Below are 12,426 nucleotides of genomic sequence, written 5' to 3' on the forward strand. Positions count from 1 at the left end.
AATATGGGCGCCGTTTCATGAATCCGAACACCGCCGTCTGGCTGTTCCTGTCCGTCCAGGCCGTCGGCATCGCGCTGTGGCTCACGCTTGCCGCATTGAACAACCTGCGGGACTTCGCCGGATCGGCCGCGGCGGTCGGAGCCACCATGGCCATGCAACCCCTGGCGCAAGAACCCCGCATTCCCACTCCCTTGTTCAGCCGCGCATTGCGCTCAGCCAGCCTGCACCGCGGCGCCCTGGCCGCGCTGCTGCTGCTGCAGGCGCTGGGCGCGGCGCTGGGCTGGATCGGCTGCCACGCCTTGCTGATCCAGGGCGACCTGGCCGCCGCCCGGCCCTGGCTGAACGGCGCGCTGGCCTTCATGTCCGCCGCCCTGCTGGCCATGCACCTGAGCGGCCTGTGGTTCGGCTACTGGATACGGCAGGAAACGCTGCAGCTGACCCACATCGCGCTGCTGCTGTGGACGGGAGTGGCGTTCCTGCTGTTCAACCTGATTCCCTGACGCGCGGGCGCCGGGCCGCGGACGGGGAAGCGGGATGCGACAGGGAGGGCGGCCGCGAATTCCGCTCGCGGTAGACGCGCTCGGTGTCGGCGACAAAGGTCGTCAGCGAGAACTCCCTCAACGCCCTGCTGCGCGCATCCGCGCCCATCGCCGGGAGAACGGCGCGGTTCTCCAGTATCTCGGACAAGGTCCGGGCCACGCTTTCCGCGGACTCGGGCGGCACGATCCAGCCATTGCGGCCTTCGGTGACATTCTCCGTCAGGCCGCCCATGCTGGTGACGATCACCGGCTTGCCCGCGGCCATCATCTCGCGGCAGGCGAACGAAATCGTCTCCAGCCTCGACGACAGCACAAAGCCCACGTCCAGCGCGGCCAGCACCGGCGCGACGTCGTCCAGCAGGCCGGTGAACACCACCTGGTCCGACATGCCCAGCGCGGCGACCTGCCGCAGCCTCTCTTCCCCCGGCATCTCGCCCGCGATCAGCACCGCGATCTGCCCGCGCTGCTCCGCAGGCAGCATCGACACGGCAGCCACCATGTCGATCCAGTTCTTGTAGTCCGCGGTGCCGGCATTGCTGCCGACGACCAGGCGGCCTTGCAGGGCCGGCGGCAGCAGCGAGGCGCGCGCGCGCGCCGATTCGTCCTGGCCGGCGGGACGGCACTTGTCGGTGTCCACGCCGTTGTGCACGACGCGCAGGTCCTCCTCCCGATACACGGACTGCTTCATCCGGCGGAAGGTGTGCCGGCAAACGCAAATGACGCGATTGGTGCCCCATCTGGCGCGCACGCGCACGCCCAGGCTGGTGGCTTCGCGATCATTGTGCTGGGTGTACACGATGAACGGGCGCCTGGCGCCCATGCCTATCGTCGCCAGCATGCACAGGCGATGGTCGGCCGAACCGTTGACGTGGAGGACGTCGAATTCTTCCTTGCGCAGCAAGGCGCGCAGGCGGCGCAGCGCGCTGAGCTGCTGGAGCGGGCGCCCCTTGAACTCCAGGTCGATGGAGCGCAAGCCGGGCAGGGCCTCGGCCTCGGCCTGCAGGCGGCTGCCGCGAGGCGCGGCGACCGTGACCTGCGACTTGCGGCGCAGCATGCGCGCCAGCGACATCACGTAAGTGGTGTGGCCGCCGCCATCGCCCCGGTGGAAATTGGTGTAGAGGATCTTCATCATTTGGCCCTCGGTAGGGATTGCGGAAAAGCCTCCAGCAGGCAGCTCCAATGGCGTTTCTGAAACACGTCGTCGCCCAGGCGGCTGGCGAGCGAAAGGTTGTAGACCTTGATTCCGCGCGCCTTGAGCAGCCTGCTGGCCTGCCGGAACGCGGGCTCGATGTGCCCTGAAAACTGCCGGTCCAGCGCGGTGGGCAGTTGCGAATCCGCGCTTTCATAGAAACGGGGCCCCGCGGCGGCCGTCAGGTCCAGGCCATGCAGGTAGATCGTCTTCGCGCCCAGCCAGGCCAGCAGCTGCAAGGACGTGTAGGCGACGGTGCCCCCGCCGAACAGCCCGCGCGCCGCGTTCAGGCTGAAGCCATGCGCGTGCATGGGGTGGCGCGCGTCGAACAGGACCAGCTCCGGATCGGCGCCAAGCTGCGCTTCGAGCTGGTCGGGCCGCACGCGCGGCTGCATGGCGCGCTGGTGGACCTCTTCGAACACCGCGATGCGGCAGCGGACGGTCCGGTTGTCGAACAGCACCGCGATCCAGCGATACACCTCGGGCGTCACGAACAGCAGCAGGTCCTGGGCCAGCACCTCGGCCACGAGATCGCGCCGGCGCTTGACGAAGCCCGCATCCAGCATCGCGTAGTAGTCAAAGCGCAGCGTGGCATGCTTGCGGCGCAGGGCGATGGAGCCGTTGACCCCCATGACCGCCCCCAGCCTGCACTGCGCGTAGTCGATCAGCCCCACGGACGGCCCGCTCAGGATCAGGTGCGCATCGCCGCCAATGCCGCGCGGCAGTTGGCCCAGGGGGATGGTCGCCGGGCCGCGCACGCCATGCAGATCGCAGCCGGCAAGCTGGTCCCGCGCATCGCGCCGCACCCTCACGAATGGCCAAAGCGCCTCGTTGTGCCGATGCGCCCTGGGCCGTGTATAGCGATAGAAATAGCGCAGGCCCTTGGTCAACGGGCGCGAACGCAGCAAGCGGGGAACGAGCGCAAAATGCGGCATGAATGGTTGCGCGGGTACCGCGGCAAAGCTTGACGAGGGGCCGATTCTACGCAGCCCCCCACGCGAAAAAGCGAGAGAAGAATTTGAGATGTAACGCTTTGACGAGCATGCCCATACGCCCCCAAATAGTTCGCGCAAAGGCCGCGCCGGAGCGGTTTTCACATTACGGGAAGGGAAGCGGGCGCGAGCCCGTGCAACGCGCCTGACCGCGCTTGAGCCCTGTCATTCGCACCGCGGGAAGCCCCGCCGTCGCGGCTTGCGCCTTCAATTACGTTTTGCGGCAAAGAATCCCCGGCGGCGCGGCGCAATGCGCCCGCCGGACCGGGTTGCGCCATTCATTCGCGAGGTTCTGATATCGTTCCCGCATCCCCTCGCATTCACGGCCACCACAGATGAGCGCACTCCGCCCCGACCACCCCGCATTGCAGGACGCCATCGCGGACGCGATCAGCACCGCGACGCGCGGCGCCGGCCGCGTCAACATCCTGATCGCCGGCAAGACAGGCGTGGGCAAGAGCACCCTCATCAACGCGGTGTTCCGCGGCGAACTGGCCAGGACCGGCTCGGGCAAGCCCGTTACCCAATCGACCCAGGAATTCACCAAGCCCGGCCATCCGCTCACCATCATCGACACCCGCGGCCTGGAGGTGGGCGACTACGAGCGCTCGCGCAAGCAGCTGGCGGACCTGATCCTGGAACGCTCGGCGTCGGACGACCAGGAAAAGCACCTGCACGTGGCCTGGCTCTGCATCCAGGACAGCAGCCACCGGGTCGAGGACGCGGAGATCGAACTGTGCGACATGCTGGCCAACGCCGGCATTCCTGTCGTCGTGGTGCTGACCAAGGCGCGCAAGAACAGCCCCTTCGTCGAAGAAGCGCGCAAGCTGCTGCCCCGGGCCAAGCAAGTCGTCGCCGTGCGAGCGCTGCCCGAATGGATCGAGGAGCTGGACGCGGAACTCCCGCCCATGGGGCTGGACAAGCTGATCGAAGTGACCGCGGAGCATATCCCCGAGGCGCAGCAAAGGGCCTACGCCAACGCGCTGTCCACCCGCAACAAGAAGGCCCTGGAAGTAAAAAAAAAGCGGGCTGAGATCGAGGTGAATGTGGCCGCCGGCCTGGCCGCATCGGCCGCCGCCGCGCCGATCCCGTTCTCGGACGCCTTTGCGCTGGTGCCGATCCAGGTAGGCATGATCGCCAAGATCGGCATCACCTTCGGCATGGAGCTGGACACCACGGCCATCACCACGCTGGTCACCTCCACCTTGGGCGCGTCCGCCGCCACGCTGATTGGCCGCTCGGTCGTATCGGGCCTGCTGAAGTTCATTCCGGGCGCGGGCAGCGCGGTGGGCGGCACCATCGCCGCCACGACGGCCGGCGCCATCACCAAGCTGCTGGGCAACGCCTATGTCGCGGTGCTGTACGACTTCTGCCTGAAGAACCCCGGCAAGGACATCGACATTGCGATGATCGCCCAGGCCTTGAAGCAGCGCGTCAAGTTCTGACCGCGCGGGCGCTTGCGGGGCCAGACCCCGCTAATCGGGGGCCTGCGCCGCCCCCCGCAGACCTATACTTTGCAGATCGCCGCCTGCGATGCGACGCGCCATCGCAAGCGGCGGCTTTCCGCGCTGCGCGCCGGATGTTCAATCACGCAACGCCCCTTCGCGGGGCCTGCGCAGGGAGAACCACATGACACGCAAATACATCGATTGCCGGGAGTATCCCAGCGAAATGAACTGCTCGGTTGCCTTGTCCGCGGATACGGACGACGAGCTGCTCGAAGCCGCCGTCCAGCACGCGACCGCGGTGCATAAGCACGCCGACACGCCCGAACTACGCACGCAGTTGAAGTCCCTGTTCCACGACGGCACGCCGCCCGCCGACGCGCCAAGCCGCGCCTGAATCGCCGGCGCCTTGGGCGGCCGCCGCCGCGCGCGGGTTGGCGCGGCGGCGGCCCTGGCCCTAGTCCGCGGCGATGTCGCCGACCGGCGCCGCCCGTCCGAACAGCCAGCCCTGGCCGACCGCGGCGGGCTCGCGCGCCAACAGGTAGCGGGCCTGCTCCTCGGTTTCTATGCCCTCGATGATCAGGCCGATGCGCAGCGCGCGGGAAATGCCGATGACATGATCGATGATGAGCGTGCCCGCCTCTTCGGCGCCGATGGCGCGCGTGAAGCGCCGGTCCAGCTTGATTGCGTCGGCCTGCATTTCGGCCAGGTAGTTCAGGTTCGAATGGCCGGTGCCGAAATCGTCGATGAACACCTTGAACCCCGTGGCGCGCAGCGCCTTGACCATCGTCAGGACATGGCCGTCGGACAAGGGCGAACCCTCGGTGACCTCCAGCGCAACGCTGGCGGGCGGGATGCCCCATTCGCTCACCGCGTCGAGCAGGAAGCTCCGGTATGCGGCGTCCTTCAGGTCGGCCGCCGACACGTTGATGCTGACGTATAGCGCCGGATTCGCCCGCAGGCGCTCATGCAGGTCGCGCAAGGCCTGCGAGGTGACCAGGCGCGTCAGGTCGCGGCCCAGCCCCATCGCCTCGGCCAGCGGCACGAAGAGGCCGGGCGACACGTCCCGGCCGCTGCGGGAGCGCCAGCGGGCCAGGGCTTCGAAGCCCGCCAGGCGGCGCGTCGCAAGCTGCCTCAAGGGCTGGTAGTGGACCTGGATGTCGCCGCCCAGGATGGCGCGGCGCAGCTCGGTCTTGGCGCTGTTCGCATGCAGGCGCCACATGACGCACAGGCCCGCGAGAAACGCCGCGGCCAGGGCGCCGGTCGCGGAGAGGATCATGGCGGGCAACTGGAACCAGGCGTGGGACCGGGCGCGCGACACCACGCAGAGATCCGCGTCCGCTTCGGGCGCGCATTCGGCCACGCGCCGCTCAGACCACAGGCTGTTGGCGGGCGGCCCGCCGCGCGGCGGCAGCTCCAGGTCGTGCGTGCGGCCGAAGCGCCGGAGCACATGCGCGCCGTCGCGCGTCACGATCTTGGCGTCGATGCCGGAACCCGGCTCCGGAAAGCCGTCGTAGGCGCCCGGCGCGGTGAACACCAGGACATCGTCGCGCGCCGCCATGTCGCCCACGATCCGGCGGTCGACGATGTTGGCCGCGCCCACCCAAAGCTGGATGCCGTTTTGCAGGGTGAAGGCGGGCGCAGGCAGCGGATGCCCCTCCTCGAATGCGCCCCAGGCCGCGGAACACGCCAGCAGGCCGTCCTGGATGCGGCCGATGTCCCTGACGAAGGTGGCGTTGAACAGCAGCACCCGCAAGGTCGCCACATCCGAATCCGAGCAGAGCGCAGCGCCGTGCGTCGCGGCGGCGATCAGCCGCTGGCTTTCCTGCGCCACGCGCTGCGCGTGGGCCAGCAGCCGGGAATTGTGCGCGGCGAGCTTGTCGTCGACCTGGCCAAGCTCGATCAGGCGTCCAGCCGCCACGCCCGCCAGGAACCCCAGCGCCGACATCATTAGGACAAAAGCCGCGATTCTGAAACGTGACATAGGGACCGGTGGGACACGGGCGGCGCATCTCAACGAAAGCCTGCGCGTAAGATAATGTAACCGGAACCTTCATTTCCTTAAAGAAAAAAAAACGCCCGTTCCACGGGACGGGCGTCTCTCTTTTTGGCGACTCGCGCCCGACAAGCTATCTCTGAACCAGGGCGGGCTGACCGGTCCGGGCAGTGCGCACCACGTTGAACAGGCCTTTCGGGTCCTGCAAGGCCGGCGCCACCTCGATGCGGGCGCCGATGCCGTGCCTGGCCGCGCTGTCGCGCAGCCAGCGCAGGGCCGAGAAATCTTCCAGCGCGAAGCCCACCGAATCGAAGATGGTCACTTCGCCGGCGCTCCGGCGTCCGCCGGCCTGGCCCGTCAGGACGCGCCACAGTTCGGTGACCGGGAAATCGGCCGGCATCTGCTGCAGGTCGCCCTCGATCCGCGTCTGCGGCTCGTATTCCACGAACACCGACCCCGCGCGCAGCACGTCCGCATGCAGCTCGGTCTTGCCCGGGCAATCGCCGCCCAGCGCGTTGATGTGCATCCCCGGCTCGATCATGTCGCCGGTCAGGATGGTGGCGTAGGCCTTGTCGGCCGTGACCGTGGTGACAATGTCCACGCCCTTGACGGCGCTGGCGACGCCGTCAAAGCGCACGATGCGCAAGCCCGGGACGGACGCCAGGTTGTGTTCCAGCTTGCGGGTCGCGCCGGCATCCACGTCGTACACGTGCAGCGTGTCGATGCCCAGGATGTAATGGAAGGCCAGCGCCTGGAACTCGGCCTGGGCGCCGTTGCCGATAAGCGCCATGCTGCGCGAACCGGGGCGGGCCAGCGCGCGCGCGGCCAGCGCGGAGGTCACGGCGGTGCGCAGCGCGGTCGTCAGCGTCAGCTCGCTGATCAGCAGCGGCTCGCCCGTGCTGACTTGCGCCAGGGCGCCGAACGCCATCACGGTGGAAAGGCCGGCTTGGGGGTTGTCGGGATGGCCGTTGACGAACTTGAAGCTGTAGAGCTCGTTGTCGGCGGCGGGCATCAGTTCGATGACGCCGGTGGCGGAATGGCTGGCTACGCGCGCGCATTTGTCGAATTCCTGCCATCGCAGAAAGTCGGCCAGCACATAGTCCAGCAGGTCGGTGCAGACCTTGCGCGGGCCTTGCAGGGCCACAATGGTTGCTACGTCCGAGGTCGTCAGCAGAATCGTCAATTTTTTCTCCCCAAGTTATGGAACAGAAATTCTGCGGGACGGGAAAGTCAATTCATAGTGACAACATTCCACACGAAACGCTAAGATCTTGGCATTCTGACAGCCATAAATAGCATTTTTTACAATGGACACGCTAGATCAGAACCTGCTTGGCCTGTTGCGCGCCAACGCCCGCCTCTCGGTCGCCACGCTGGCAAAAAAACTGGACGTCTCGCGCGGCACCATCGACAACCGCATCCGGAAGCTGGAAGAACGGGGCATCATCGTCGGCTACACCGTGCGGCTGCGCCCGGACGTCGAGACCGAAGACATCGTCGCCTGGATGAGCATCGCGGTCGAAGGCCACGAGACCCGCAAGATCGTGAACCTGCTGATGGGCGAGCCCAGCGTGGCGGGCCTGCACGACACCAACGGACGCTGGGACCTGCTGGCCGAATTGCGCGTGCCCACCATCGAGCAATTGTCCGAAGTCCTGGACCGCCTGCGCACGCTCAAGGGCATTTCCGCCACCGAAACCAGCATCCACCTGAAGACCTTCAAGGCCTTCTGAGCGCGAGCGGCGGGCAAACCCGATATAAAACTTTGCACAGCGTCCATGATCCAGCGTTATGCGCGGGCCCCGGGCGGCATCCGCGCCGCCTGTAAATAGCCAGTCGAATCAGGGGTTTAGCGAAAAACCCGGCGCGCCGCGCCGCGCGGCTTGCGGCGCCGCCGAGCGCTATCGCATTTGCCCGCGCGCATGCATGCTTGCATCTTCCGCAGCGACAAAACACCTGGAGACAGATATCGTGAGCACCTCAACCCCCGCCCGCAAGATGGGCCTGGCCGTTGCCCAGATGGGCGCCGTCAACCTTGCCGACACCCGCGCGGCGGTCGTGCGCCGCCTCGTCGAGATGATGCGCGAGGCTGCTGCGCGCAAGGCGGAGTTCGTCGTGTTTCCCGAACTGGCGCTGACGACGTTCTTTCCGCGCTACTGGATGGAAGACGCCGAGGCGGTGGAGCGCTACTTCGAGAAGACCATGCCCAATGCCGACGTGCAACCGCTGTTCGACACGGCGCGCGAGCTGGGCATCGGCTTTTACCTGGGCTATGCCGAACTGACGCCGGAAGGCCGCCAGTTCAACACCGCCATCCTGGTGGACCGCAGCGCCAGAATCATCGGCAAGTACCGCAAGATCCACCTGCCGGGCCACTCGGACCACAAGGTCGATGCGCCGTTCCAGCATCTGGAGAAGAAGTTCTTCGAAGTGGGCGACCTGGGCTTCGGCGTCTGGGAGACCAACGACGTCAAGATCGGCATGTGCCTGTGCAATGACCGCCGCTGGCCCGAGACCTACCGGGTCATGTCGCTGCAAAGCGCCGAACTGATCGTGCTGGGCTACAACACCCCGTCCCTGAACATCCACTGGAACGAGCCCGCGCACCTGCGCACCACGACGCACGAGATCGTGCTGCAGGCCAGCGCCTACCAGAACGCGGTGTGGGTCGGCGCCGCCGCCAAGTGCGGCCATGAAGACGGCCACCACATGATCGGCAGCTCCATGATCGTGGCTCCGTCCGGCGAGATCGTGGCGCGCGCAAGCGGCGAGGAAGACGAGGTCATCGCCGCCAACATCGACCTGGCCATGGGCCAGACGTTCCGCGACCACGTCTTCAACTTCGCCAAGCACCGCAGCCCGCATCACTACAAGCTGATCGTCGAGCGCACCGGCGCGGGCGAACCCCTGCCCGTGCCCGAAATCGTCTAGGCCCGGTTGATGATTGCCTGCGTCATTGCAGGCAATTCCTTTTTGACGACCTGGGAAAACTGGGCCAGGAACGCGCGGGCGATGGACGGCGGCGGTTCGATCCGGGAATGGGACACGTGCACCGGCAGCGCGATCGCGGGCGCGATGCGCCGCACCGCCATGCCGTGCGTCAGCCCGTCGGTGAGGCCGTAAGAGTCCACCAGGGCCACGCCCACGCCCTGGCGCACGAACGAGCACGCCGTCTGGGAAGAGCGCACCTCGATGGCCGGCTCGAACTCGCGTCCCAGCTGCTGCCAATAGGAATGGAGCGTCTCGCCCAAAGGCGTGTCGCGGCCATAGCCCACCAGCATCTCGCCGGCAAGCATGGCGGGGTCGATCACGCTTTCGCGCGCCAGCCGGTGGCCGGCAGGCAGCACGCAGACGATCTCGCCCTGGGTCAGCTCGCTGGTGATGAGGTTGGGGTGCTCGGGCTTGAAGGTCGAGATCGCGATGTCCGCGTGCCCCAGCAGCAGCTGGGGCAGCAGCGCATCCATGCCCAGCGGGCGGTAGCGGATGCGCACGCCGGGATTGCGCGCGCAGAACTTCGCGGTGGCGGCCGGGATCAGCCATTCGCCGAAGCTGGGGCTGGACACCACGCTGACCAGTCCGCCGCCGTGGCCCGCCATGCCGGCGGCCATGTCGTTCAGCCGGTGGACCCCCGCCTGGATGGACTCCACTTCCTGGAAGAGCTTGCGCGCTTCCTTGGTGGGATGCAGGCGGCCCTTGAACCGTTCGAACAGCGCGTAGCCCAGGCGCAGTTCCATCGAGGCCAGCACGCGGCTGATGGCGGGCTGGGTGACGTGCAGCAGCCTGCCCGCGGCGCTGAGCGATCCCGTGATCATGATGGCGTGAAACACCTCGATCTGCCGCAGATTCAGCGGCCCAGACCGGACCTTCCCGGGTAATTCCGACATGCGGCGTGCTTTCCTTTAGACCTGCGCGCCGCGCGACTGCCATCGGGGCGCCTCAATTTCGCGAATTCTACCCAATCGCCCTGCGCCGCCGCGCGCGGGCCGTTCGCCGCGCCGCCGGCGCTGCTAGACTGCCCGTGGCCCTTTTTGATTGACCGACTGATTGACCGACCCAATGCAGGCAACGATCCGATGCGCTTAATCGACACCGAACAAACCCGCGACGCCCTGTCCTTCGACACCGTCATCCCCGCCCTGCGCGACGCCTTCCGCGGCGGCGCCACGGTGCCCGCGCGCCATGTCCACGCCATCCGGTCCGGCAATGCCCACGGCACTTCGCTGATCATGCCGGCCTGGAGCGACCGCGGCTACTTCGGCGTCAAGATCATCAACATCTTTCCCGAGAACACGCACCAGGGCCTGCCCGGCCTGCACGCCACCTACAACCTGTACAGCGCCACCACCGGCGTGCCGATCGCGCAGGTGGACGGCGACATCGTCACCGTCTACCGCACGGCCGGCGCAGCCGCGCTGGGCGCGGACTACCTGGCCCGCGCCGACGCCGCCACGCTGCTGATCGTCGGGTCCGGCCGCATCGCTGGACTGGTCGCGCAGGCCATGCGCACCGTGCGCCCCATCCAGCGCGTGCTGGTGTGGAACCTGCGGCCGGCGGGCGCGGACGCCCTGGCCCAGCGCCTGCGCGAACAGGGCTTTGACGCCCAGGCCGTGACCGACCTGGAAGCCGCCACCCGCCAGGCCGACATCGTCAGCTGCGCCACCTTGTCCACCGAGCCGCTGATCCGCGGCGCCTGGCTGCGCCCGGGCACGCACCTGGACCTGATCGGCAGCTTCAAGCCCGAGATGCGCGAGACCGACGCGGCCTGCTTCGACGGCACCACCGTCTATGTGGACACCGATGAGGCGCCCACCAAGTCGGGCGACCTGCTGTCCGCGTTCAAGGCCGGCGTGCTGACGCCCGCGGGCATCCAGGGCGATTTGCACCAGTTGACGGCGGGCGAGCGCCCCGGCCGTCGCAACGACCAGGAAATCACCGTGTTCAAGGCCGTGGGCAGCGCGCTGGAAGACCTGACGCTGGCCACGCTGGTCTACGAATCGGTGAGGGATTCGGGCCAGCCGGCAAACTAGCCCTGGCGGTCGCGGTCCAGTTCGGCGCCCATCATCGCGCCCGCCGTCGAGGACGGGCGGGCAGGGCCTTGCATCGGTATCGACAGCTGCGCCGGCACCGGCTCCAGGTCCAGCACCTGGCGGATGAAGTCGCGCAGCGACACCACCAGTTCCGCGGTGTGCACCGGAAGCAGGTCCTGCCAGGAACTGAAATCCAGATTGCGCATGCGACGATCCTCCGGAAGACACCGATGGCGTCAGGATACTGGACAGGGCGCCCGGCGCGGGGACGATCAGGTCCCCGCCAGTTCCGCCGGCAGGTGCTCGCGCATGATCTCGATGAAGCGCCGCAGCCGCGCCGGCTGGAAACGCGACGGCGCGTACACCAGGAAGACGGGCAGCGGATCCGCCTGCCACTGCGGCGCCAGGTGCGCGAGGCGTCCCGCCGCCAGGTCGTCCGTCATGGCCCAGGCCGATCCCAGCGCCACGCCCAGGCCCAGCACGGCGGCATTGCGCAGCGCATGCAGGCCGTCGGTGGACAGCCGGGGCTGGATGCCGAAGCGTTCGGTCTGGCCCGAGCCGCAATGCGTGAGGCTCACTTCGGTGCGGTAGAAGGTGCGCAGCGCCAGCCAGGGCAGGTGCGCCAGTTCCGACGGATGCTGCGGCAGGCGCCCGTCCTGCAACAGCGCGGGCGACGCGACGACAATGCGCGGCACGACGCCCAGCTTCACGGCGATCACCGACGGGTCCGTCACGGCGCCGACCCGGATCGCGCAATCGACGTTCTCGGCGATCAGGTCGGGCATGCGGTCGTGCAGCAGCCATTCCACGCGCATGTTCGGGTACCGATGCAGGTACTTCGCCAGCGGCTCCACGAATTTGTCTTGCCCGAAGGCGTGCGGGGCCACCACGCGCAGCATGCCGGCGGGCTCATCGCCCGCGCCGCGCACCTCGCTCTCGAACGACTGCCAGGTGGCGATCAGCTCCTTGCCCCGTTCGTAGCAGCGCTGCCCGTCCTCCGTCAGGCGGATCGCGTGGGTCGAGCGCTGCAGCAGGCGCACGCCCAGGGTGCGCTCCAGCAGTTGCAGCCTGCGGCTGACCGTCGGTTGCGTGCCGCCCATCTGGGCGGCGGCCGCGGACAGGCTGCCGGCCTCCACGATGCGCACGAAGGTTTCGATCAGCAGCATGCGGTCGGTGCCGGCCGCGGCGGAAAGGGCGGAGGTGGTCATACGCCCATCGTATAACGGATGTACCCGCCG

Annotated in this window: 13 protein-coding genes; 6 read left to right on the forward strand and 7 right to left on the reverse strand. The window is 67.7% G+C overall.

Going from position 1 to position 12,426, the window contains the following annotated elements; all coding sequences use genetic code 11:
* Positions 1-17: 17 nt before the first annotated feature.
* Complete coding sequence (locus tag ACFWP0_RS11850; protein ID WP_377842197.1) at positions 18-500, forward strand: DUF2165 family protein; 483 nt, start codon at positions 18-20, stop codon at positions 498-500.
* Here ACFWP0_RS11850 and ACFWP0_RS11855 read toward each other — a convergent pair.
* Together ACFWP0_RS11855 and ACFWP0_RS11860 are read right to left on the reverse strand one after the other, a co-directional pair.
* Positions 484-1,668: a glycosyltransferase gene (locus ACFWP0_RS11855; protein ID WP_377842347.1), complete on the reverse strand. Its 1,185-nt coding sequence runs from the start codon at positions 1,666-1,668 to the stop codon at positions 484-486. The two genes, ACFWP0_RS11850 and ACFWP0_RS11855, sit on opposite strands and share 17 nt — an antisense overlap.
* Positions 1,668-2,663: a hypothetical protein gene (locus tag ACFWP0_RS11860; RefSeq protein WP_377842199.1), complete on the reverse strand. Its 996-nt coding sequence runs from the start codon at positions 2,661-2,663 to the stop codon at positions 1,668-1,670. The genes ACFWP0_RS11855 and ACFWP0_RS11860 overlap by 1 nt, the downstream gene beginning before the upstream one ends.
* 392 nt (positions 2,664-3,055) lie before the next feature.
* Between ACFWP0_RS11860 and ACFWP0_RS11865 the strand changes: the two genes are divergently transcribed.
* Together ACFWP0_RS11865 and ACFWP0_RS11870 are read left to right on the forward strand one after the other, a co-directional pair.
* A complete protein-coding gene (locus tag ACFWP0_RS11865; RefSeq protein ID WP_377842200.1) occupies positions 3,056-4,165 on the forward strand; it encodes a YcjF family protein in 1,110 nt (369 codons plus the stop codon).
* Positions 4,166-4,349: 184 nt separating this feature from the next.
* Entirely contained in the window at positions 4,350-4,562 is a 213-nt protein-coding gene (locus tag ACFWP0_RS11870; protein WP_377842202.1) for a DUF1059 domain-containing protein, read from the forward strand.
* Between the two features lie 60 nt (positions 4,563-4,622).
* Here the strand turns inward: ACFWP0_RS11870 and ACFWP0_RS11875 are convergent, their stop codons facing one another.
* Together ACFWP0_RS11875 and ACFWP0_RS11880 are read right to left on the reverse strand one after the other, a co-directional pair.
* Positions 4,623-6,149 carry an EAL domain-containing protein gene (locus ACFWP0_RS11875; protein WP_377842203.1) on the reverse strand — a complete coding sequence of 509 codons (1,527 nt, stop codon included), beginning with the start codon at positions 6,147-6,149 and terminating at the stop codon, positions 4,623-4,625.
* 145 nt (positions 6,150-6,294) lie between these two features.
* Entirely contained in the window at positions 6,295-7,344 is a 1,050-nt protein-coding gene (locus ACFWP0_RS11880; RefSeq protein WP_377842205.1) for an ornithine cyclodeaminase, read from the reverse strand.
* Between the two features lie 124 nt (positions 7,345-7,468).
* Between ACFWP0_RS11880 and ACFWP0_RS11885 the strand changes: the two genes are divergently transcribed.
* Together ACFWP0_RS11885 and ACFWP0_RS11890 are read left to right on the forward strand one after the other, a co-directional pair.
* The gene (locus ACFWP0_RS11885) at positions 7,469-7,894 is read left to right on the forward strand and encodes an Lrp/AsnC family transcriptional regulator (protein ID WP_377842207.1); all 426 of its coding nucleotides are present in this window, start codon (positions 7,469-7,471) and stop codon (positions 7,892-7,894) included.
* Between the two features lie 265 nt (positions 7,895-8,159).
* A complete protein-coding gene (locus ACFWP0_RS11890; RefSeq protein WP_377842348.1) occupies positions 8,160-9,092 on the forward strand; it encodes an N-carbamoyl-D-amino-acid hydrolase in 933 nt (310 codons plus the stop codon).
* Here ACFWP0_RS11890 and ACFWP0_RS11895 read toward each other — a convergent pair.
* Positions 9,089-10,045, reverse strand: a complete 957-nt coding sequence (locus tag ACFWP0_RS11895; RefSeq protein ID WP_377842208.1) for a LysR family transcriptional regulator — start codon at positions 10,043-10,045, stop codon at positions 9,089-9,091. The genes ACFWP0_RS11890 and ACFWP0_RS11895 overlap by 4 nt on opposite strands.
* Positions 10,046-10,234: 189 nt before the next feature.
* Here ACFWP0_RS11895 and ACFWP0_RS11900 point away from each other — a divergent pair, with 189 nt between their 5' ends.
* Complete coding sequence (locus tag ACFWP0_RS11900; RefSeq protein WP_377842210.1) at positions 10,235-11,188, forward strand: ornithine cyclodeaminase family protein; 954 nt, start codon at positions 10,235-10,237, stop codon at positions 11,186-11,188.
* Here the strand turns inward: ACFWP0_RS11900 and ACFWP0_RS11905 are convergent.
* A complete protein-coding gene (locus tag ACFWP0_RS11905) occupies positions 11,185-11,394 on the reverse strand; it encodes a hypothetical protein (protein WP_377842211.1) in 210 nt (69 codons plus the stop codon). The two genes, ACFWP0_RS11900 and ACFWP0_RS11905, sit on opposite strands and share 4 nt — an antisense overlap.
* A 66-nt stretch (positions 11,395-11,460) precedes the next feature.
* Positions 11,461-12,396: a LysR family transcriptional regulator gene (locus ACFWP0_RS11910; protein ID WP_377842212.1), complete on the reverse strand. Its 936-nt coding sequence runs from the start codon at positions 12,394-12,396 to the stop codon at positions 11,461-11,463.
* Positions 12,397-12,426 lie beyond the last annotated feature (30 nt).

The organism is Achromobacter sp. NPDC058515 (genome assembly GCF_042721735.1).
Taxonomy (GTDB): Bacteria; Pseudomonadota; Gammaproteobacteria; order Burkholderiales; family Burkholderiaceae_B; genus Achromobacter.